We start from the raw sequence: 21,578 nt of genomic DNA, 5'->3' as shown, positions 1-21,578 counted from the left end.
CATCCTTCCAGGCCCACCCCACGGCAAGCCAGATCAGATGTCAACTACTCGCGCAGCAGTCCCCCTACAGAAGCCTCGCCATGCGCTGGCGCTGGTGTTCGACGAGGTGCCAGATTCTCTTAGCCAGGTTGGGTGATTAGCAATTGACCTGCTCGGCAACCCGGAACAGGAAAAAGTGCCTCCACGACGCTCCTTGCAGGGCGTAACTGAATGACCACCACCAGCACGCTATCGGGGATTCCCTGAAAGAGAGCGTCAGGTCGCTGTTGCACTCGGCAGTGTATGGCGACTCCCACCCGCCCGTCACATCGTGATGACAACCTTTCCGAGTAACCCACCACGCTCACTATGGTGATGTGCCTCCTGAATTGCCTGAAGTGGATACCGCGCAGCGACACGTAACTGGAGTTCACCGGCATCAACCAACGTCGACAGCTCACGTAAGCGACGTGGGTCATGGGATACATAGTTGTGTATTGCGCTGCTCGCCCGGTGCGCCAGTGGCTCGGGAATGACATCGTCGCTGACTGTCACAAGACGGCCTCCCTCACGGAGCACATGCGGGTAGGTGAACACCCCGGCGGTGTCGAGGACTGCATCAAAACTCCCGATACCAGCGGGATCTGACGCGACGTTGTCAGCACCTAAATCGAGGACCACCGGCCCGTGCCCAAGATCACGGACCAGTCCAACGACCTCGATGTCAGCCCGGCTCGCGAGTTGAATTGCCGTGCCTCCGACACCCCCTGCTGCACCTGTCACGAGCAAACGCTCCCCCTGTCGCAGGTCGAGCTTCTCAAGCGCCTGGTCCGCGGTAAGAGCCGTCAACGGGAGACTCGCCGCCGTAGGCAAGTCGACTGATTCAGGTGCCGGGGCAAGCAGTCCAGCTGGCAGCGCGGTGTAGCGCTGCCAGCAACCTGCCCCGTCCGCCTGTGGCGGATACATGGCGATCACCCTGTCCCCTGGCACCCACCCTGAACCTTCCGGTGCGGTGACCACCACTCCGGCGAGATCCCATCCCAGCGACGCGGGAAATTGGCTGATGACTTGGGACGTCCCGGGCTCGCGGAATTTCACGTCCACGGGGTTGACCGTGGATGCGACTACGGTGACAAGTGCCTCGTCGGGGCCAGGCTCGGGCATCGACACATCACACACTGTAAGGACCTCAGGTCCTCCGTAGCTTACGACCGTTGCGGCTTTCACTGGTTGTCCTCCTGTGGAGTTGTACTGAGCGCCAGAAGTGCGAGAATCAAGCCGGCGACGGCGAATACCGCGCCGCCGAAACCGCCCCAGCGCAAAAGCCCGGCGCTGACCCCAATGCCACCAAGAGCGGAACCGACAGCATTGGCCATGTTGAATGCACCGACATTGACCGCCAGCGACAGGGTCGGAGCAGCGCCTGCATGGCGCAGCACCAGCGACTGCAGTGGAGCGATCGTCGCGGTCGACAACAGTCCGAGTACCAGCACCATGCCGATCATCGGTGCCGGGTGTTCCGCCACCAGAGGGAACAGCGCCAAGGTGAGAACCAGCGCGGCAAACACCCCGACCAGTGTCTTTCCGAGATCGAGGTCGGCGAACCGCCCGGCAATCAGGTTGCCGACGAAGCCGCCGACACCGTAGGCCAGGAGCAGAGCGGGAATAATCGAAGCCGCGAGGCCGGTGACATCCGACAGCAGCGGAACGAGATAGGTGAAGACGATGCCGACGCCGGCGAACCCCACCACCGTGGTCATCACGGCCAACAACACCGGCCCCCGCACCAGCGTCCGGATCTCGTCGCGCACGCCGGTGGCCGGCGCTGGTGTACGTGGCATTGACGACAAGAGGATGAGCACTCCGGCGATCGCCACGACCGCAACGATCAGGAACGGTATCCGCCAGTTGAGGTTTCCACCCAACAGTGCACCAAGGGGGACCCCCAGCACCGTGGCGACGGTCAGCCCCGAACTGACGATGGCGATGGCTCTCCCCTGGCGTCCGGGTCCCATTGCGGCCGCTGCGGTGGTCAGCCCGATCGCGAACAATGTCGCCTGACTGCAGGCGGACACGACACGACCGACGATCACCCATGCATACGTCGGGGCGATGACCGTGATGAGTGTGCCGATGATGAAGACCAGCCCCAGGCTCAGCGCCAGCCCTTTACGCGGAAGGCGTGCGGTCAGGATGGTCACCAGCGGACCGCCGACCGCCACGCCCAGTGCGTAGGCGGTCACTGTCTGGCCGGCGGCAGCGGTGCTCACACCGACATCGGTCGCCAGTTGCGGGAGCACACCGGCCACGAGGTACTCGGCGGTGCCGGTACAGAACACCAGAAGAACGAATCCCGTCAGCACCCAGGCTGGGCGTGAGCGGGACGAGAGCAAGGATGATGTGTTGTCAATCATTCTGCTAGCGTCAACCTTCACATCGATGTGAAAGCAAATACGCGCGGAGGAGAGGCACGGAGATGCGGATATCTGAGGTGGCGGAGCAGACCGGGATCCCACCACGCCTGCTTCGCTACTACGAGGAACAGGGGCTACTCGTACCGGAGCGGAACTCCTCCGGCTACCGCAACTACACCGTCACCGATGTCGAGGTTGCCCGGCGCGTGCGCCAGCTGTTGGATGCCGGGTTGAGCACCGCGACGATCCGTACCGTCCTGCCCTGCCTCACAGAACGGGCCGGACGGTTGGCTCCGATCTGCGAGGAAACGGTCGCTGACCTCAAGCGTGAACAAGTCCGGGTCGAGAAATCGATCCAGGCACTGACTGCCTCCCGCGACGCCATCGCCACGGTCATCTCCGCTGGAGATTCCGCTTCATTCCCAGCAGGTGCTCACGGCTGATCCGGGCGGCCAGGTCGGTGTCCTTGTCCGCCACAGCCTGCGCCAGATCCGCGTGGATCGTCTGGTCATCGTCGTCACCGAATTCACCCCTACGCCGGAGCATGTCGATCATCGTCTCGCGGAGCCGCGGGGTGAAGCTGTCGAAGAGGTCGGTGAGCACGTCATTGGCCGCGGCGACGACGATGCTGCGGTGGAAGGCGGTGTCGGCGCCCACGTGCGCCTCCAGATCGTCCCGACTCATGTCGCGGGCCTTCAGCGCACGCCGGATCGCACGGAGCGCCGCTGGCGTGCGCCGTTCCGCGGCAAGCCGGGCCGCCTCTGTCTCGATCGCCAGGCGGGCCTCAATCACTGACACGATGTCCGAACTGGTCAGTGTCGAGGTCCACTCCTCCACAACATCGAGCGCCGTCAGGTAGACCCCCGATCCCTGCCTGGAGGCAAGAACGCCCTTACCTGCCAGGATGCGGATGGCCTCGCGGGCCGTCGAGCGCCCCACCCCGATCTGGGCGGCGAGGGTTGTCTCCGAGGGCAGCTTCTGACCGAGCTCCCACTCCCCACTCTGCACCCTTTTCAACAGCACATCAGCAGACTGCTCCGACAGGGACGACCTCTTCACCTGGGACATCGAATGTATACACCTCTACTTGTCTGCGGACTTTGTGTTAGAGTCCGACTATGCGCTTCCACGGACTCCTTCTCCTATGCTGCCACGGCAGGTCGTAACCCGACCGGCCGCCTGTCGTGGAGACCACAGCATCCCGCCGGTCACCCGACACATGACGCAAGGACCGTGCACCACCATGGCAAGCACTGCAACGACTATCCAGTCACCGTCCCCGATGCCCTCCCACCGCTACCGGGACGTCTACTCCCGGGTCTCCGTACCACTGCGCGACGACGAACGCAGCTGGCCGACCCGCCGTCTCACCCAGGCCCCACTGTGGGTCCCCGTCGACCTGCGCGACGGTAACCAGGCCCTCGCCGAACCGATGGACCCGACCCGCAAACGACGCTTCTTCGAGCTGATGGTGTCGATGGGGTACAAGGAGATCGAGGTGGGCTACCCTTCTGCCTCCCAGACCGACTACGACTTCGTCCGGCTGATCGCCGACACAGACATCGCGCCGGACGACGTGACCATCGTGGTCTTCACCCCGGCCCGCCGGGATCTCATCGAGCGCACCGTCGCCGCTGTCCGGGGAATCTCCAACCCTGTGGTCATCCACATGTACACCGCCACGGCCCCGCTGTGGCGGGAGCTCGTGCTGGGGCGCGACCGCGATGACCTGAAGGAACTGATCCTCGCCGGCGGACGGGACGTCCTCGAGCTGGCGGGCGAGATGGACAATGTCCGCTTCGAGTTCTCCCCGGAGGTCTTCAACCAGACTGAACCGGACTATGTGCTGGAGCTGTGCGACTCCATGACCCAGTTGTGGGACGCGTCGTCCGACCGTCCGGTGATCCTGAACCTGCCGGCCACCGTGGAGATCGCCACCCCCAACGTCTACGCCGACCAGATCGAGTACATGAGCAGGAATCTCGCCCGACGTGACCACGTCATCCTGTCGGTTCACCCGCACAACGACCGCGGCACCGGGGTGGCCTGCGCCGAACTGGCCGTCCTCGCCGGTGCGGAACGGGTGGAAGGCTGCATCTTCGGTAACGGCGAGCGCACCGGCAACGTCGACATCGCCACTCTGGCATTGAATCTGCACGCCCAGGGCGTCGACCCGGAGGTCGACTTCTCCGACATCGACAGGATCCGCAGCACCGTCGAGTACTGCACCCGCATGGAGGCCCACCCCCGCCACCCGTACGTCGGCGACCTGGTCCACACCGCATTCAGCGGCACCCACCAGGATGCCATCCGCAAAGGTTTCATCGACCACCGCGCCAGGGCCGCCCGGGACGGACAGCCGGAAGGTCAGGCCGACTGGCACATCCCCTACCTGCCGATCGACCCGGCAGATATCGGACGCACCTACGATGCGGTGATCAGGGTGAACTCCCAGTCAGGCAAAGGCGGTATCGCCTACCTGTTGAGCGAAGACTACGGCATCGAACTGCCCCGTCGGCTGCAGATCGATCTCGCCGGGCACGTCCAACGGCATACCGACGGCACCGGTACGGAAGTCACCGCCGACCAGTTGTGGGAGATCTTCACCACGGAGTACCTCTCCCCCACCGACGGACGGGTCACCCTGCTGGGCTACCAGACAGGTGACGACACCGCCTCCCCGGACGGTGCGACAACCACGGTCCAGCTCCGGGTAGACGGCGAAGAATCGACCCACACCGTCACCGGCCGTGGCCCGGTGGAGGCGCTGGTCACTGCTCTGGCGGAAGTCGGGATCGCTGTCGAGGTCATCGGACTGTCCCAGACGAGTGTCGCCGCAGGCAGTGACAGCGACGCTCTGACGCTGCTGGAGTTCCGCCGCGGTGGAACCGACGTAGCGGCCCCGGCCCAGTGGGTCGCGGGACGGAACTCCTCGGTCCTGGCGGCCAGCATGGATGCGGTCGTCTCCGCGGCCAACAGGGTGGTCTGAGACCACTGTGCCTACCGTCCGGCTGTGGCCCGTCGGCGCGCCAGCGCCTGCAGGTCAGCACCCCGCAGCCGGGCGAACTCCGCAGTCTCACCGGTGACCAGGATGTCCGTCGCAGACAGGGACGGGACGTCCGCCGCGCCGAGCAACGTCATCAGGGTGCGCACCTGGTCGCTCCACGCTGTCAGCTCGTCGACCAGGGCATCCGCTCCATCCGTCATGAGGACGTGGAGGAAGTGCCCGCTGACCCCCACGGCCCGGGCGCCGAGGGCCAGGGCGCGGACCACGTCCAGCGGGGTGCGCACTCCACCGGAGGCCAGGACGTCCACCTCCGCCGCCCCTCCGTCACCATGCAGCGTGTCCAGAAGACACTCCACGGTGGTCTGCCCCCACCCCGACAGATAGGTGTACTCCTGGCGGGAACGGCGGTGGTTCTCGATGTCGATGAAGTTGGTGCCACCCCGTCCGCTGACGTCCACGGTGGCCACGCCGCGGGCCGTGAGCTCCACGATGCTCTCCCGGCTGAGACCGAAGCCGACCTCCTTGACGACCACGGGCACGTCAACACCGGCGACGATCTCGCCGATCCGGTCGAGCCAGGGACGGAAGTCCCTGTCACCCTCCGGCATCACCAGCTCCTGGGCGGGATTGACGTGGATCTGCAGGGCGTTCGCATCCAACAGGCCCACGGCACGACGTGCCTGCTCCACGGAGGCTTCCGGACTGACATTGGCGAAGAGGAAAGCGTCGGGTGCACTGTCGCGGACGATGCGGAACGTCGGCTCCAGCGACGGGTCGCGCAGAGCTGCGCTGACAGAACCGCTCGCCATGGCCACGCCGGTGGCTGCGGCGGCACGGGCGAGGTCGGCGTTGATCTGTCCGGTCTTCTCACTGCCACCGGTCATGGCGTTGATGTAGAACGGCACATCCCAGCGCGTGCCCGTCACGGTGGTGGAGATGTCGACGGCGTCACGGGCGAGTCCGTTGAAGCTGTGGTGCATGAAGCGCAGGTCATGGAAACCACCGGTGGGACGCGCCGTGCTGGTCTCCGTGGTCAGTTCTTCGGCCAGCTGGACGTGGTCGTCCTTGCGGTTGCTGCTCATGTGCTCACTTCCGGTCACTCCGGGTTTCCGTCGGGCTGGTGGTCGTGCAGGTTGAGGACGCGGATGTCGGCGCGTTCCCACGCCGCGAGCAATCCGTCGATGTCGGCGTCGGCGGCTTCGCTGTCGATGAGAACGATACCGCAGTCACCGCCGCCGGCACCGGAGGTCTTCGCCGCGCCACCGCTGGCCTCCGCGATCTCGATCAACCGTCGCAGTGTCGGTGTCTCGATGGTGGTGCCGGAATGCTCGCCGAGTTCACGGAGCAGCTCACGGTTGCGTCGGATCCCGGCCCGGATTCCGGCGACGTCGTCGGTACCGTCACTATCCAGGGCTTCGATCAGCCCGGTCACGCAGCGTCGGCTCTCCGCCAGGAACCTGGTGTAGTCCATCCCCTCCCCCTGCTTCCTCGACTGCACGTCCCCGACCAGGCGGGAGGTGGACGCCGGCGAGCCGGTCCAGCCGACGAGCAGGCGCAGACGGTCCGGCGGGCAGACCCGTCGGACAGACAGGCCCGGCCAGTCCATCCCCAGGAGTTCAACGAGAGGGCGCACCGCACGTTCGGCCCGGGCCCACTCCCGGTCGAAGGAGGTGTAGGCGATCCACCCGCCGAACATGCTCGCCGCCACGTCCCCGCCCGACCCGGAGGTCTGCACGGAGATGCTGGCCAACAGGGCGAGCTTCAGCTGCTCCATCCGGGACACGTCGAGCCGGTAGTAGTCGCACAACGCCCGGACGGTCGCCACGGTGACCGCGGCGGACGACCCGAGGCCGAACTTCCGGCCGGACTCATCGTCGAGTTCGCTGCTGATGTCGAGGTTGAAGACCTCGAGCGGGGTGCCCAGGGCGACGGCCGCCTCCTCGACGATGCGCGCGGCAGCCAGCACGAAGTCGAATGGTGCCTGATCCGGTTCGACGATCATCTGCCGCTCGCCCCGGTGCCATTCCAGCCGGCTCTGCGTATACTGGTCGGAGGTGATGTGTCCGGTACCGCTGGCGGGGGTGACCCGGACCGTGACATAGCGGTCGACAGCCACGAGAATGGCGGGGAAACTGGTCTCCACCACAGCGTATTCGCCGGCGATGTAGAGCTTTCCCGGCGCGCGGACCTCGGCGACGCGCGGTGCTGTCATGACTGTCCTTCCTCGACCCGGATACCGGGACCGGCGTGGGTGACGATGGTGCGTAGCCCCGGGACCGGGGTCGCCAGCCGGCCACGGAGCCAGACATCCAGTGCCTCGGCCTGGTCGGCACTGGTGAGGACCTTGACGTTCGGGCCGGCGTCCATGGTCGCCCATCCAGAGAACCCCTCGTCCCGGGCGTCCTGCACGGCCTGCAGGGCGGCGTGGCTGCCGGTGGTGAGGTAGTCGACCGGCGGGACGGCTGTGCGCATGGTGGCGTGCATACCCAGCGCATTGGTTTCGGTGGCCTCGCCCAGCCGCACGAGGTCGCCGGCGGCGATCGCCGCCCGCGCCTCGGCGAGGTGCCCGGCGTGCCGGTCGACCCAGGCGGTGTAGTCCGGGGAGGTGTCGACGGTGCGCCGCATCGCCTCCCTGCTGGAGATGCCTTTCGGACCGTCGTCGATGACGAGCACGACGATGGCCAGGTTCCGGCTCATCTCGGCTCCGCCGGAGACGGGTTCGGCGTAGGACGTGGCGTCGTCGTGTCCGGCGTTCCACAGTGCCAGGCCGCCGAACACGGAGCGGGAGGCGGAGCCGGATCCACGGCGTGCCAGGCGGGACAGGTCGCGGTCGTCGGGATGGAGTCCTGCCGCCGCAGCGGCCGCGCCGGCGAGAGCGGCGAACCCGGAGGCCGAGCTGGCGAGCCCGGCGGCGGTGGGCACGGTGTTCACCGAGGTCACCTGCGCGGCGGTGTGGATTCCGGCCTGTTCACGGACGATGTCGAGGAAGGCGGTGATGCGGTTCATCGCGCGGCCGGTGACAGGGGCCCCGTCCAGTGAGGCCTCATCGGCGCGCCATGTACCGAACTCGACGGTGGTCGTCGTGTACAGCTCGTCGAGGGTCAGTGACAGGCTCGGTGTGCGCGGAATGATCAGTGTCTCGTCGGCTTTGCCCCAGTACTTGATCAGGGCGATGTTGGCGTGTGCGGTTGCGGTGGCTTTCCTGTGTGGGCTCATGGTGCCGCCTTCTCGAGGTGGGGTGCGTGGATCCAGGTGCCGGATGCTCCGGCGTGGGTGAGGCTGTCGGCGATGCGGGCGGCGTCGTCGCTGGTGCGGGCCAGGGCGATGATGCATCCGCCACGTCCGCCGCCGGTGAGTTTCGCGCCGACGGCACCGGCGTCGCGGGCGGCGGCGGTCAGCGCGTCGAGCCGGTCGTCGCTGACCCCGAGCTCGGCGAGCAGACCGTGCGCGACGTTCATCTTCTCCCCCAGTGCGGTGACGTCGCCGCTCCGCAGGTCGTCGGCCGCACCGTCGGCGATGGTGCCGAGCTGGTCGAGCAGTGGTCCGACCTGGTCCGGGGAGGTCTCGTAGCTGTGGCGAACGTCGCCGACGGTCTCCCGGGTGCTGCCCTGTGTGCCGGAGTCGGCGATGACGATCCAGGCCGCCAGATCCATGTCCAGCGTGCTTGCCGCTCCGTCACGGAAGTACACCGGCGACGGGGAGGCGGTGGTCAGGGCGTCGAGACCGGACGGCCGGCCGTGGGCGATGCGTTCGGCCTCCTGGGTCAGCTCGAAGAGCTGTTGCGGAGATGCGGGGACGTGGTAGGCGTCCAGCACCGCGCGGATGACCGCGCCGGCAGCGGCGGCGGAGGAGCCCAGCCCGCGCTCCGGCGGGAAGTCGGCCTGCGTGGTCACGTGCAGGCCGGTGTCCGGTTGCCCGGCGGCAGCGGTGGCGACCTCGACGGCCTTGACCACCGAGCCCAGCCGCGCGGGTGCGGCGTCCAGTGGGCCGTGCCATTCCAGGCAGCTCAGCGTGCTCGATGTGGTGGGCGTTGCGGAGCGTTCGACGGTGGCGCTCATGTGCAGGCTGTGCAACGGCACGGCGACGGCGGGATGGCCGTAGACCACGGAGTGCTCGCCGAAGAGGATGATCTTGGCCACGGTCCCGCCGTGTCCGATGTGACGTTCCCGAGAAGACTCCACAGCATCCTTCCTCACTACAGCAGGTTCTGCACGATCCAGGGGGACGCGTACAACGTCATGAACTGCACGCCGTAGCCTACGCCCAACTTGTTCAACGTCCCGCAGGCGACCCCGACCAGCAGGACGCCGAAGATGTTCGCCACCCCGGCGTCCAGGTAGGCCAGCAGCAGGATGAAGCCGATGAACAGCCCGAGCACGGCCTCGTGGGGGATGTAGCGCATCACGATGTAGGTGATCCGGTAGGAGTAGCGCACCGCGATGACGTACGTCAGTCCGAGAGCCAGGACGGCACCGAGCACGACGGCGGCGATGAACACTGGCGTGCTGAGCAGGTGGTGCAGGTTGTTGTCCAGGGTGAGCGCCGGCGGTGCGTTGAACAGGGCCTGGGCCGGACCGATCGCCACGGGTGACAGGGGGATGCCGATCGCGAGCAGCGGGATGATGGTGCCGGAGAGGTAGCTGGCGTGGGCCACGCCGTTCATCCCCGCGACAGCCCGGTTGGCCCGGGTGGTGCGGTCGCCGGAGCGTCCTGCGGCTCCCTCGCCGAGCAGGAAGGTCAGCCCGACGGGGCTGAGGAAGAACAACGGTGTGGAGATCAGCGACCACAGCCCGGTGCGGGCGGTCTCGTCCCTGGTGAGGATCCTGTTCGGGGCGAGTGACTGGCCGCGCAGGTTCTTGCGGGAGATGTCCACCGTGGTCGGCGGGTGGCCGGGGAGGTTCTTCCGCTGGCTGCGGTTGAGCAGCCCCAGCACGGAGACCAGCAGCGGGCCGATGGTGATGCCCAGGAAGAAGGAGACGGAGATGTTGCCGTCCTGCGGGATGACACCCTGGTCACGGTAGAGCGACAGGAGTCCCTGGAACAGCAGGGACATCGGGATGATGGCGATGAGGGAGAGCAGCCGGTTGGCGCCCAGCAGCGCGAGCAGCACCGCTCCACCGACGAAGAGCAGGGTGCCGTACTCGCGCAGGGTGTCGGCGTAGGGGGCGATCGCGGTGGCGATGGCCAGGCTGACGGGGATGGCGATGAGCGTGCCGATCGCGCTGCCGGCGGCCATCTTCTTGATCGTCTCGGCCGCTCTGCCCTGGGATTTGAGGTAGAGCGAATGCTCCATCATCGGTGCTGACAGCACCCCTCCGGGCAGGCCCACCAGGGCGGTGGGAATGGCGTTGGTGAGGTTCAGGGTGACGATCGCGGCGATGAAGAAGGTCAGCAGGACGGCCGGGTCGACACCTGCCAGGGCGAGGGCGAGTGTGACCGGCACGAGAACACTCGTCTCGTCGGTGCCGGGGATGAAGCCGATGAAGGTGTAGAGCAGGATCGCCGCCACTGCGGCGATCAGCATGGAGAGCAGCAGGGCGGGGTCCATCAGGCGGGGTCTCCTGATTCACCGGTGGTGGTGGCGGTGGTGGCGGTGGTGGTGTCGACGGTGGTACCGGCCGGGCCGTCGGTGATCCGTACGGTGCGTTTGGGCGTGAAGACGGCCACGCAGATCACGAAGCCGACGACGGCACCGCCGAGTCCCCAGAAGAACTCGCTGGAGGAGAGGAGTGTCGCGACCGCCAGGGCGGCCGCGGTGGTGACCCCGCAGATGAGCAGTGACCAGGTCAGGTCGCGGGTGGACACCAGGTCATTCCAGACCTCGATGTACTGCTCCCGGCTCGCGGGATCTTGATCAGAGTAAGGCATACCTATGGACTCTAGTGGTCGGGCACGTCTCACCGCATTCCCCTCCATGTCGCCGCCGGATCAGATACTTTCGGTTGACAACAGTATCGATGACGGAGGTTGACGGAGGTTTCTGATGTCAGGTACACCCACACCAGGATCGGGCAGGTCCCCCGAGCCGCAGTTCCCGGAGATGTTCGACTACATCGTGGTCGGGGCCGGGTCAGCAGGCTCTGTGGTGGCCAACCGGCTCAGCGCGGACGGGTCCAGATCCGTCCTGTTACTCGAGGCCGGCGGTAAGGACAAGGGGCAGGGCGTGACGGTCCCGGCGGCGTTCTCCGAGACGTTCCGCTCCGAGTTCGACTGGGACTACGCCACCACGGCCCAACCCGGCCTGCGCGACCGGTCGATCTACTGGCCACGCGGCAAGGTCCTCGGCGGCAGTTCGTCGATCAACGCCTTGATGTGGGTCGTCGGTTTCGCCGAGGACTACGACCGGTGGGGCGAGCTCGCCGGGCCGGAGTGGTCCTGGACGGAGATCTCACGCGCCCTGGACCGGGTCGAGGTCTCCGTCGAGCACCAGCGCGACCCCAGTGACTACACCGCAGCCTTCCTCCGCGCGGTCTCGGAGGCGGGCTACCGCGTCGAGGACGCCAACGCCGATGCACCGGACGGCTTCACCCAGACGATGGTCACCGAGCGCCGCGGCGCGCGCTCCAGTACCGCGACGGTGTACCTGCGTCCCGCCGAGTTGCGTCCGAACCTGACGGTACGCACGGAAGCACACACGGCGCGGGTGCGTTTCGACGGAACCCGGGCCGTGGGGGTGGACTACCTGCACGACGGTCGGCAATGCTCCGTCGGCGCCCGGCGTGAGGTGGTGCTGTGCGGTGGGGCGGTGAACACTCCCCAACTGCTGATGCTCTCCGGTATCGGTGATCCCCGTCACCTGGCGCAGCACGGCATCGAGACCGTGGTGGACTCCCCCGAGGTCGGCCAGAACATGCGTGATCATCTCGTGTCACTGTTCGCCGTGGCGACCGAGGCCGGGACATTGTTCGACGCCACGAGTCTGCCCCAGCTCGCCCGTTACCTCACGCGGCGACGGGGCATGCTGACCTCGAACGTCGCCGAGGCGTACGGGTTCGTGCGGTCCCGACCTGACCTTGCCGCTCCTGACCTGGAGATCATCTACGCCCCGGTCGCCTACGTCAACGAAGGGCTGACCGGCATTCCGGAGCACGGTCTGACGATGGGCCCGATCCTGTTGCAGCCCGAGAGCCGCGGTGAGATCACCCTGGCGTCCGCTGACCCACTGGTCAAGCCGGTGATCGACCCGCGGTATCTCACCGACGCGGGTGGAAGGGACCGGGCGACGATGCTGGCGGGGCTGGAGATCTGCTCCAGGATCTTCGATGCACCGAGTCTGCGGTCACGCCGGAGTGGACGGTTCATCGTCCCCGCCGGCGGGGAGAAGATGACGGTTGAACAGCGCTGCGAGGAGGCCCTGACCGGTGCGTCCCACACGTTGTACCACCCGACGAGCACGGCACGGATGGGGACGGATGAGGCGTCTGTCGTCGACCCGCATCTGCGGGTCCGTGGCGTGCAGGGGCTCCGCGTCGCCGATGCCTCGGTGATGCCGGAGATCATCCGGGGGCACACGAATGCCCCGTCCATCGCGATCGGTGAGAAGGCCGCGGAGTTCATTCTGGGCGACAGGTGAGGGACCTGCTGGATCTGCTCGATGAAGGGAGCCGGTGCGCTTCGTGGGCGCTGTGTGACTCAGCTGCCAAAAACGGTCGGGACGGAGGCCCCGCGGTGACCGTTTCTGGCACCTGAATCACGCCAACAAGACCATTTTCCGACGCTCTACGCTACCGTTTACCGAAAGGTCTGCCGTCCCTGACGCCGCCCGTAGCTCAGATCTTCAGTGGGCACCGTGGAAGCTGATCGAAGTTCCAGCCTTCACAGGGCTAGCCTGTGCTAAACAGTCGAGCTGGCCAGCGACGGCGCTTCGGCTGCTCGACGCCAGCCTTGCGTGCTTCACGGACTTCATCCAGGTCCGGAAACTTCTCTCGAATGACCCGTCGCGTCTCCTCCAGAGACTCACGTTTGATCTCCTCAAACTGAGCGTCACTGATGTAGAAACCGCTCATGATTCTTCACCCTCTTTCGATGCTGGCACCGAGTCTACGTCACCAGAGGTCGTTCTGAGGCTCGACAAGTTCTCTACGAGAACATCTACTGTTTCCGCCAGCTTTCGATCATCTTCACTGGACAGGGAAGATTGAGTGATGACAGGAAGAAGCCGGAGTCCTGTCACTTCTCCGATCCGGTCCTCACTGATGATCCGATCCAACGCCCACTGAAGCCGGCTCCACCAATGCCACCAAGGTTCCGCTCACACCCGCGTTCCAGACGGGACCTCAGTCCGGATCCTCATCGCCAGCGGCACCGCAACCAGCGCGAAGACCGCGGTGGACGCGAATATCGCCGCCATAGGAGTCTGCAGTCCGCCACCACCGGCACCACCGATCACCGCCGTCCCTATACCGGCGGCCAGGGCGGTGCCGAGCGTCTGCGCCATCTGGATGGTGCCGCTCATCTGGCCCGAGGCGTCCCCGCTGGTCTCACTGAATGTCGCGGCGGTGCTGGCGTTGTAGGCCAGCCCCATGCCGAATCCGCCGATCATCCATCCGACGATGGCGACACCCACCGGGAGGGCCTCCCCCAGCAGGGTCACGGCGATGACGGCGATACCTACGGCCAGGATGCCCAGACCGAACACGGAATCACCCCGGCGCGTCACCGTCCCCTGCCGCATCTCGCGTCGACTCTGCAGCATTGATCCGCCGACCCACACCAGCGCGCCGGCGGCAACGCAGGCACCCGCGAGCAGAGTGCTGGCCCCGCGCAGCCCGGTCATGGCCAGCGGCAGGAACGTCTCGATGCCGAAGAACGACATGGAGAGGATCAGGCGTGTGGCGATACCTGCCGGGACACCGCGGCGCGCCCGAAGAGTTCCTTCCGGGGTGACTTCATGGAGCGTCCAGATCATCACCACCACACCAAGGATGCCCATGACCACCAGAGCGACCATGTTGTGTTGTTCAAGACCGGCGAGCAGCACCCCGGCAGAGATCGCCAGGCCGATACTGAAGACGAGATTCCGCGACACCCCCGGTGCTCCTCCTGCCGGAGCGTCCTGTGTCGGCACGCCGGGCACGGTGATCACCGCGACGACGAGGACCAACGGCACCAGGCCCAGGAAGAGGAAACGCCAGGACGCAGTCTCGGTGAGCACTCCGGAGACCATCGGCCCCACCAGTGCCGGGACCGTCCATGCGCCGGACAGCAGTGCCAGCGCCCGGGCCTGCAGTCGCTGCGGGAACGCGATCGCCACCACCACGTAGGCCATGCTCATCACCGCTCCCACGCCGAGTCCCTGTACCGCACGCCCCACCAGGAAGATCGGCCAGGACGGGGCCGTGGCCGAGATCAGCAGCCCGGCGATGAAGACCACCAGGCCCGCAAGATACGGTCTCCGCGGCCCCGTTCGGTCGGCGAGGTAACCACCGACGACCGTGCCGACGACGCTGGCGAGCATCAGTGCCGAGACCGCCCAGCCGTAGGTCGACATCCCGTCCAGGTCAGAGGCAATCTGCGGCATCGCGGTAGTGACCCCGAGGCCGTCGAACGCCACGATGCCGACCGAGACCAGCAACCCGATGGTGAGCAGGCGCAGTGGTGGTGCGAACACGCCGGACGGTTCGGTGTCCGGCACCTGGCCGCGGTCAGCGTCCGATGACGGTGATGTGCGGGTCATCGCCAGGCTCCTCGATCTCGTCGACGGCGGCCAGTGCCAGGTCACCGGGGGTGACACGGGACTGACCGTGCTTGTCCGTCAGCAGTGTGGTTGTCCCACGCCGATACCCGCCGGTGTCCTCCCCTGGCTCGAAGACCGCCGACGGACTGAGATACGTCCACCGGGTGCGCGCGTGCTCAATGCACACCTGGAACTGGTCCAGACTCGCTCCGGCGATCGGTCGCCAGGCTTCGGGGATGTACCGGGTGTCGTCGATGAGGAGACGGTCCGGATCGTCCGGCGAACGTAGGGGCGCTGAACCACCGATGACCAGGACACGGGTGCCGGCGCAGTGTGCGGCGTCGAGGGCGGTGGCGGTCATCGGTCCCATGAGGTGCTCCGAGCCTGGCGACGGCCGCACGGCCAGCACCACTGCGTCGACGCCGGCGAGAACCTGTGGCAGCTCCGCGTCCGGTGAGGCAATGTCCAGGGCGACGGTCCGAAGCAGTTCATTTCCACTCCCCTGCGTGTGCCGCGACACTGCGGTGACGTGGTGGCCGCGGGACAGGGCTTCGGCGACGATGGCGCTGCCCGCCATTCCGGTCGCTCCGATGACGGCGATGTTCATGAGTCAGTTCCTTCCGGTGAGTTTCCCGTACGGGAGTTCTTCGTGCGTTGTGTCGTCTTCCGTGGAGGTGGGAGTTGGCCCGCCACCATCGCCGAGAGCGCCAGGGCGAACCCTGCCAGTTGAACGGTGCCGAACGACTCTCCGGCGATGACCGCTCCCAGCACCGCTGCCACCAGTGGAGACAACAGCCCCAGCAGGGCCGTCGCCGTGACTGGGAGGCGTCGGATACCGGAGAACCAGATGATGTAGGTCATCAGGCCGCCGACCAGTCCGAGCCAGAGGTATCCGGTGACCGCGGTGCCGTCGATGCCCTGCGGCACACCGTCGACAACGAGGGCGGGAATGAGCAGAACGAGCCCTGCCACGGTGAGCTGCCACCCGGCCAGAGCGGTGGCACTGACACCGTCCGGTCTGCCCCATTTCTTGGTGAGCACCACCCCTGTACCCATCGACGCCGCGGCACCGATACCGGCCAGCAGACCGACAAGATCCAGTCCCGCGCCGGGACCGAGCACCACCAGAGCCACTCCACCGACACCGACGATCCCCCATCCCAGCCGCCAGACCGAGAGCTTCTCATGCAGGATCGCCACGGCAAGGAAGGCGACGACGATGGGTTGGGACGCGTTCAGCGTGGCGGCGACCCCGCCGGGCAGGTGCTGGGCGGTGAGGAAGAGCAGCGGGAAGAACGCCGCCATGTTCAGGGTGCCGAGCGCCAGGCTCTTCCACCACCAGGATCCGCGCGGCAGCGTCCTGGCCAGGAGCAGAGCGATCAGGCCGGCCGGGAGTGCTCGCATCATCGCCGCGAACAGCGGGTGGCCGTCCGGCAACATGTGCGTGGTCACGATGTAGGTGGTCCCCCACACAGCGGGCGTGATGGCGGTCAGGGCCGTCCACCCCACCCGTGCGCTCCCCGTCGCCGGTGGTGGCGCGCCCGGTGGAGAGGGCGGTGGTTGGTGGGCAGCTGCTGTTGCTGTGGTTGCTGTCATGCCTTTCATCGTCTGCCGCACCAAGCCATGAGTCCAACACATGTTTTTCATTTCACCGATCGTGGTTCATGATTGATCCATGGAACTGCAACAACTGAGGTACGTCCTGGCCGTCGCCGAGACCCGCAACTTCACCCGGGCGGCGGAGCGCTGCCATATCGTGCAGTCGGCGATGAGTCACCAGATCAAGTCGCTGGAGCATGAACTCGGTGTGCAGCTGTTCGCCCGCACCAGCAGGAGGGTCGAACTCACCGACGCCGGTGCAGCGTTCCTCCCCTCGGCTCAGGCCAGTCTGGAGGCCGCCGACCGTGCCGCCGCTGACGCAGCCGCAGCCACCGGTCAGATCCGGGGCACGGTCACCATCGGCGTAATTCCCACGGTGACCGCCATAGATGTCCCGGCGGTCCTCGGCAGGTTCCACCAGGCTCACCCGGCAGTGAAGATCCGGCTTCTCGGCGGGAGTAGCGACGAATTCATCGCCGCCATCCGCTCCGGAGGGATGGACGTCGCGGTGCTTGGTTTACCCGCCGGTCAGCCACCCCGCGGAGTACGTAGTCAGGAACTTGTCCGCGAGGATCTCGTGGCGGTGGTCAGCGCGACTCACCGTCTCGCCGGACGTGACAACATCGCACTGGCCGACCTGGACGGCGAGGCATTCGTGGATTTCCCGGTCGACTCGCCGGGTCGGGCGCAGTCCGACGTGGCGTTCCGCGACGCCGGCCTGACCCGCGATGTCGCCTTCGAGGCGGTGGACACCAGCTTCATGGTGGAGGTCGTCCGGCAAGGACTCGCCGTCGCTCTCCTCTCCCGTGACGCCGTCCCTGAGGACGCTGATGTGCACATCCTCGACGTGGCCGACGGGCCGTCGCGCATCCAGTATCTGGCCTGGAGCGACTTCAACCCGAGCCCGGCGGCGACGGCGCTGGTGGCGATGCTCACCGGCCAGCATCACGACCTGTTCACCCCCCGTTGACCCGTCCTCTCCTGCGCAGTCACCAGGGTGACACCGGTACCGCCCAGACTGTGTGGCGGTACATGCCGACCATCAGTTTCTGACAGGAGAATGCCCCCATGCCCTCACGCATGCCCTCACACGTACTACGCGTACCTCTCGGTACCGCCCTCGCCGCTGCCGTGATCCTCACCGTCGCACCAGCCCACACGCCCGCTTACGCCCAGGACGGTTTCGCACTACCCGGTTCAAGCTCACGTCCGGGATCCTCCGCTCCCACCGACCCGTCCGGTAACGAGGGACTCTACGAAGGCACCGTCGAGATTGTCGACGGAGAAGCCGAGGACCAGACCCTCTTCACCGGTCGCGTCTTCGACGACGCCAACAAGAATTCCACGCTCGACGGCGACGAAGCCGGCATCCCCGGGGTCAGCGTCTCCAACGGCGTCGAGGTAACCACCACCGACGACACCGGCCGCTATGAGCTCCCCGTCCGCGACAACATGTCGGTGTCGGTGACCCAGCCCGCGGGCTGGCAGGTCCCCGTCGACGAGAACAACTTCGCCCAGTTCAGCTACCAGCACTATCCGGAGGGCTCACCGGATCTCGAATTCGGCGGTCTCGAACCGTCCGGCCCCGTCCCCACCGCAGTGAACTTCCCGCTCGCGGCGTCCCAGGCGACCGCGGCTCCGGAGCAGTCCTGCCCCATGGCCGCGGACACGCAGACCTACGACAAGCAGGAAGTCGAGTACGCGCGGAAAGGCGCCCCGGCGGATCTCGCCGCCCGGGACGACTACGCAGGCTGCGGAATCCTGTTGCTCGGCGACAACGTGGGCGACGACCTCAGCATCAATCCGGACCTGAAACAGCTGTACAGCGGCGCCAACGGCCCCGTCCGTGCGCTGCCGGGGAACCACGACATGGACTACGACGCCGCGTCCGACGTCAACGCCACCGACACCTACCGACGGGATTTCGGCGCACCGTACTACTCTTACGATGTCGGCGAGACCCACTTCGTTGCCCTGGACAACATCGTCTACAACGGCGACGACGGCACCGGAAACGGCGGATACGACGAGAAGATCGACGATCAACAGCTGGACTGGCTCAGGAATGACCTGGCCACCGTTGAGCCGGACCAGCAGATCGTGATCGCCGCGCACGCGCCGATCGTCAGCTACCAGGAGGTCGTGACCGACAACGCCAACGACCTCTACGACATCCTCGCCGACTACCCCAATGCGGTGACTGTCGGCGGGCACACCCACACCCTCGAACACCTCCTGGCCGGGGAACAGCGTGCAGAATGGGCCGACAACGAGCAGAGCCCGATCACCCAGCTCAGCCACGACCAGATCATCGCCGGCGCGGTGTCCGGCGACTGGTACTCCGGTGAGCTCAACGACAATGGCGTCCCCCACGCCTACACATCGGACGCCGCCGAGCCGGGCGTGCTGACCTTCGAGTTCGACGGCACCGGCCGCAGTGAGTACTACACCGTGCGTAATGAGAAGCAGGACCACCAGTTCCTGACCGGGATCAACTCGCCGACCTGGCGCACCTGGGCCGAGAAAGCACAGCAGTGGCAGGACAGCGACAAACAGGGGGATGCCCCGGAACAGATCGACCCGCTGGAGGTGTCCCGGAAGGATGTCGGCGGCGGAGAGTCCTTCCTGACGACGAGCTTCTTCGGCGGCTCCACAGCAGCGGACGTCCAGGTCACGATCGACGGTGAGGCTGTCGATGCCGAGCACACGCAGCCGGCCGAGGGAGAGGCATTGAACAAGGGCTGGGAGTACACGGAAACTGTCTCCGCCACGCACAATCTGAGCTCCTCCGGCAACGTCGCCCAGGCCAGCCTGCATGCCTGGCGTGTGGCGCTGCCGGCGAGCCTTGCCCCTGGTGAGCACACTGCGGAGGTCACGGGCACCGACCGGTACGGACGACAGACCTCCCAGACGGTGACGTTCACCGTTACCGAGGACGACCAGTAGTCAGAGTGCACCCTGTCGGATGGCTACACGGTAGCCTGCACGGATATGAGCACTGTAACCACCGGCACGGTATCCGTCGACGGACGTCGCGTCTGGTTCCGCCGGGTTTCCCCTGCCCCTGAAGACACGACGGCATCCGCTCCCCCGCTCGTCGTCGTCCACGGCGGCCCCGGCATGACCCACGACTACCTCACCGACCTCGATAGACTGGCCGATCTGCCGGATAACGCGCGGGAAATCATCTACTACGACCAGGCAGGATGCGGCAACACGGAACGCCCCGCCGGAGTCCGATCATGGAACCTCGAGTTGTTCGTAGACGAACTGGAATCCGTGCTGTCTGCCCTGGAGCTGGAGACCTTTGACCTGCTGGGCCATTCCGCCGGCGGGTGGATCTCACTGTCTCTGGCACTGCGGCAGCCCACCGGCCTGCGACGACTCGTCCTCGCCAGCACCTGTGCTGATATGCCCCTCTATCAACGGGAGATCGCTGCGTTGAAGGATGCCCTGCCGGACGGTCTCGGAGCGGTGATCGACCGGTGCGAAGCCGAAGGAACAACGGACAGCGCAGAGTACGAACAGGCTTTCGGGCTCTTCCAGTCACGGCATGTGCTGCGGCTGGACGATATGCCAGACCACATGCTCGCCTCCATCACCGGCCTGAACGAGGAGATCTACGACGCACTGCTCGGCCCGGAGTGGAATATGACCGGATCACTCCAGGGCTGGTCGGTAGCAGGCCAGGTCAACGAAATCGCGGTACCGGTACTGGTCACCTCCGGACGCTTCGACGAGATGACACCGGCAACGGTGCGCCCGATGGTCGACGCTCTTCCACGGGCTCAGTGGCACCTCTTCGAGAACTCCGCCCACATGGCGATGATGGAGGAGCCGGAGCTGTATGCGGAGGTTGTGGGAGGTTTTCTGGAGAAAGCCTCACCGCAAGCCCCCATCAGCAGCCCCTAGACGGTCCTGTAGCATTTCGCTACACTATGAGCATGAGTAGCTCACCGACCAGACTTCCCGACGATGTCTACGATGCTGCCACTGCCGTCGCACCGTCCAACTCCCGTAGCACCGCGCAGCAGATCGCGCACTGGGCCCGGATCGGCCGTGAGTTCGAGCGTGCACACAACGTGAACCTCCGAGACATCGAAGCGGTTCTCAGCGGTACCCGTTCCTACGACGACCTCACTGACCGGGAACAGGCCATCGCCCGCACCAGAATCACTGAACGTCAGGAAGAGCTTCGCCAGTCCCTCAACTTCGAGGAGGAGTTCCGGAGTCAGGGACTTAACTCGTGGGTCGCCGGCACACCCGACGGCGACCTTGAGATGCGCGGGCCGTCCCCCCAATAATGACCACGCCCGTCCTGCACTTACTTGTCGGACCCAACGGAGCAGGAAAGTCAACATACGTTACGCGCGTTCTCCAGCCTGCTTCACCCCTGCTCCCATTTATCAACGCGGACGTCATCGCCGCAGAGCGGTGGCCAGATAGCCAGGCCGAGCATGCATACGAAGCCGCTCGCATAGCGGCATCGACCCGTCTGCAACTCTTAACAGATGGCAGGTCGTTCATCGCCGAGACGGTGTTCAGCCATCCCAGCAAGCTCGAACTAGTCGGAGAAGCACAGGCCCGCGGATATCTCGTGTTACTCCACGTGATCATGGTGCCTGCCGAAATCACCCTCCACCGCGTCCGACACCGCGTAGCGCACGGCGGTCACGCTGTCCCAGAGCACAAAATCCGCGAACGCTATGACCGTCTATGGCCGCTGGTAGCACAAGCGGCCGCGCTCGCCGATTACGCCGAGTTTCTCGACAACAGCCTTCCAGAGGTTCCCTACCGTCGCATCGCATCCTTCGACCGTGGCCGACAGACGGCGAAGTCCAGTTGGCCGTCATGGACACCGACTCCTCTTACCAGCCTCTAACCTGAGTGCATAGCGAGCACG

At 66.1% G+C, this 21,578-nt stretch carries 22 protein-coding genes; 9 read left to right on the top strand and 13 right to left on the bottom strand.

All coding sequences use genetic code 11. The annotated features are described in order from the left end of the window. Positions 1 to 303 precede the first annotated feature (303 nt). Together FS507_RS11455 and FS507_RS11450 are read right to left on the bottom strand one after the other, a co-directional pair. Positions 304 to 1,143, bottom strand: a complete 840-nt coding sequence (locus tag FS507_RS11455) for an NADP-dependent oxidoreductase (RefSeq protein WP_260853356.1) — start codon at positions 1,141 to 1,143, stop codon at positions 304 to 306. A gap of 59 nt (positions 1,144 to 1,202) precedes the next feature. After that, a complete protein-coding gene (locus FS507_RS11450; protein ID WP_145942906.1) occupies positions 1,203 to 2,393 on the bottom strand; it encodes an MFS transporter in 1,191 nt (396 codons plus the stop codon). Positions 2,394 to 2,455: 62 nt separating this feature from the next. Here FS507_RS11450 and FS507_RS11445 point away from each other — a divergent pair, with 62 nt between their 5' ends. Beyond that, positions 2,456 to 2,836 (top strand): MerR family transcriptional regulator, encoded by a 381-nt coding sequence (locus FS507_RS11445; RefSeq protein ID WP_145942905.1) that lies wholly within the window; start codon positions 2,456 to 2,458, stop codon positions 2,834 to 2,836. Here FS507_RS11445 and FS507_RS11440 read toward each other — a convergent pair. Continuing rightward, entirely contained in the window at positions 2,787 to 3,461 is a 675-nt protein-coding gene (locus FS507_RS11440; protein ID WP_145942904.1) for a FadR/GntR family transcriptional regulator, read from the bottom strand. The two genes, FS507_RS11445 and FS507_RS11440, sit on opposite strands and share 50 nt — an antisense overlap. A gap of 175 nt (positions 3,462 to 3,636) precedes the next feature. Between FS507_RS11440 and FS507_RS11435 the strand changes: the two genes are divergently transcribed. Further along, positions 3,637 to 5,382: a 2-isopropylmalate synthase gene (locus FS507_RS11435; protein WP_440130350.1), complete on the top strand. Its 1,746-nt coding sequence runs from the start codon at positions 3,637 to 3,639 to the stop codon at positions 5,380 to 5,382. An 11-nt stretch (positions 5,383 to 5,393) separates the two neighbouring features. Here the strand turns inward: FS507_RS11435 and fni are convergent, their stop codons facing one another. The 6 genes from fni to FS507_RS11405 are packed head-to-tail and all read right to left on the bottom strand — an operon-like array spanning position 5,394 to position 11,268. Continuing rightward, a complete protein-coding gene (gene fni / locus FS507_RS11430; RefSeq protein WP_145942903.1) occupies positions 5,394 to 6,482 on the bottom strand; it encodes a type 2 isopentenyl-diphosphate Delta-isomerase in 1,089 nt (362 codons plus the stop codon). A gap of 14 nt (positions 6,483 to 6,496) precedes the next feature. Then, entirely contained in the window at positions 6,497 to 7,612 is a 1,116-nt protein-coding gene (locus FS507_RS11425) for a phosphomevalonate kinase (protein WP_145942902.1), read from the bottom strand. Further along, on the bottom strand, positions 7,609 to 8,616 hold the full coding sequence (mvaD, locus tag FS507_RS11420; protein ID WP_145942901.1) for a diphosphomevalonate decarboxylase: 1,008 nt from the start codon (positions 8,614 to 8,616) through the stop codon (positions 7,609 to 7,611). The genes FS507_RS11425 and mvaD overlap by 4 nt, the downstream gene beginning before the upstream one ends. Beyond that, positions 8,613 to 9,581, bottom strand: a complete 969-nt coding sequence (mvk, locus tag FS507_RS11415; protein WP_260853354.1) for a mevalonate kinase — start codon at positions 9,579 to 9,581, stop codon at positions 8,613 to 8,615. Before mvk ends, mvaD begins: the two co-directional genes overlap by 4 nt. 14 nt (positions 9,582 to 9,595) lie before the next feature. Next, entirely contained in the window at positions 9,596 to 10,948 is a 1,353-nt protein-coding gene (locus FS507_RS11410; protein WP_145942900.1) for a tripartite tricarboxylate transporter permease, read from the bottom strand. Then, positions 10,948 to 11,268, bottom strand: coding sequence for a hypothetical protein (locus tag FS507_RS11405; RefSeq protein ID WP_145942899.1), 321 nt, complete (start codon positions 11,266 to 11,268; stop codon positions 10,948 to 10,950). Before FS507_RS11405 ends, FS507_RS11410 begins: the two co-directional genes overlap by 1 nt. 172 nt (positions 11,269 to 11,440) lie before the next feature. Between FS507_RS11405 and FS507_RS11400 the strand changes: the two genes are divergently transcribed. Continuing rightward, positions 11,441 to 12,973, top strand: a complete 1,533-nt coding sequence (locus tag FS507_RS11400; RefSeq protein WP_145942925.1) for a GMC family oxidoreductase N-terminal domain-containing protein — start codon at positions 11,441 to 11,443, stop codon at positions 12,971 to 12,973. A 250-nt stretch (positions 12,974 to 13,223) separates the two neighbouring features. Here the strand turns inward: FS507_RS11400 and FS507_RS11395 are convergent, their stop codons facing one another. The 4 genes from FS507_RS11395 to FS507_RS11380 form a co-directional block, all read right to left on the bottom strand. Further along, positions 13,224 to 13,406: a hypothetical protein gene (locus tag FS507_RS11395; protein WP_145942898.1), complete on the bottom strand. Its 183-nt coding sequence runs from the start codon at positions 13,404 to 13,406 to the stop codon at positions 13,224 to 13,226. 245 nt (positions 13,407 to 13,651) lie between these two features. Next, the gene (locus tag FS507_RS11390) at positions 13,652 to 15,076 is read right to left on the bottom strand and encodes an MFS transporter (RefSeq protein WP_145942897.1); all 1,425 of its coding nucleotides are present in this window, start codon (positions 15,074 to 15,076) and stop codon (positions 13,652 to 13,654) included. Further along, positions 15,045 to 15,683, bottom strand: a complete 639-nt coding sequence (locus FS507_RS11385) for an NAD(P)-dependent oxidoreductase (protein WP_145942896.1) — start codon at positions 15,681 to 15,683, stop codon at positions 15,045 to 15,047. The genes FS507_RS11390 and FS507_RS11385 overlap by 32 nt, the downstream gene beginning before the upstream one ends. Further along, a complete protein-coding gene (locus tag FS507_RS11380; protein ID WP_260853351.1) occupies positions 15,680 to 16,528 on the bottom strand; it encodes a DMT family transporter in 849 nt (282 codons plus the stop codon). The genes FS507_RS11385 and FS507_RS11380 overlap by 4 nt, the downstream gene beginning before the upstream one ends. 28 nt (positions 16,529 to 16,556) lie before the next feature. Between FS507_RS11380 and FS507_RS18520 the strand changes: the two genes are divergently transcribed. The 6 genes from FS507_RS18520 (at position 16,557) to FS507_RS11355 (ending at position 21,557) form a co-directional block, all read left to right on the top strand. Beyond that, positions 16,557 to 16,703: a hypothetical protein gene (locus FS507_RS18520; protein ID WP_260853350.1), complete on the top strand. Its 147-nt coding sequence runs from the start codon at positions 16,557 to 16,559 to the stop codon at positions 16,701 to 16,703. A 48-nt stretch (positions 16,704 to 16,751) separates the two neighbouring features. Further along, complete coding sequence (locus FS507_RS11375) at positions 16,752 to 17,645, top strand: LysR family transcriptional regulator (protein WP_145942894.1); 894 nt, start codon at positions 16,752 to 16,754, stop codon at positions 17,643 to 17,645. Between the two features lie 98 nt (positions 17,646 to 17,743). Then, entirely contained in the window at positions 17,744 to 19,621 is a 1,878-nt protein-coding gene (locus FS507_RS11370) for a calcineurin-like phosphoesterase C-terminal domain-containing protein (RefSeq protein WP_145942893.1), read from the top strand. A gap of 45 nt (positions 19,622 to 19,666) precedes the next feature. Next, entirely contained in the window at positions 19,667 to 20,587 is a 921-nt protein-coding gene (locus FS507_RS11365; RefSeq protein WP_145942892.1) for a proline iminopeptidase-family hydrolase, read from the top strand. Between the two features lie 32 nt (positions 20,588 to 20,619). Beyond that, complete coding sequence (locus tag FS507_RS11360; RefSeq protein ID WP_186314657.1) at positions 20,620 to 20,979, top strand: TA system antitoxin ParD family protein; 360 nt, start codon at positions 20,620 to 20,622, stop codon at positions 20,977 to 20,979. Beyond that, on the top strand, positions 20,979 to 21,557 hold the full coding sequence (locus FS507_RS11355; RefSeq protein WP_145942890.1) for an AAA family ATPase: 579 nt from the start codon (positions 20,979 to 20,981) through the stop codon (positions 21,555 to 21,557). Before FS507_RS11360 ends, FS507_RS11355 begins: the two co-directional genes overlap by 1 nt. Positions 21,558 to 21,578: the final 21 nt, after the last annotated feature.

The organism is Corynebacterium glyciniphilum AJ 3170 (genome assembly GCF_007673095.1).
GTDB lineage: Bacteria > Actinomycetota > Actinomycetes > Mycobacteriales > Mycobacteriaceae > Corynebacterium.
This window is presented reverse-complemented; position numbering and strand designations above follow the sequence as displayed.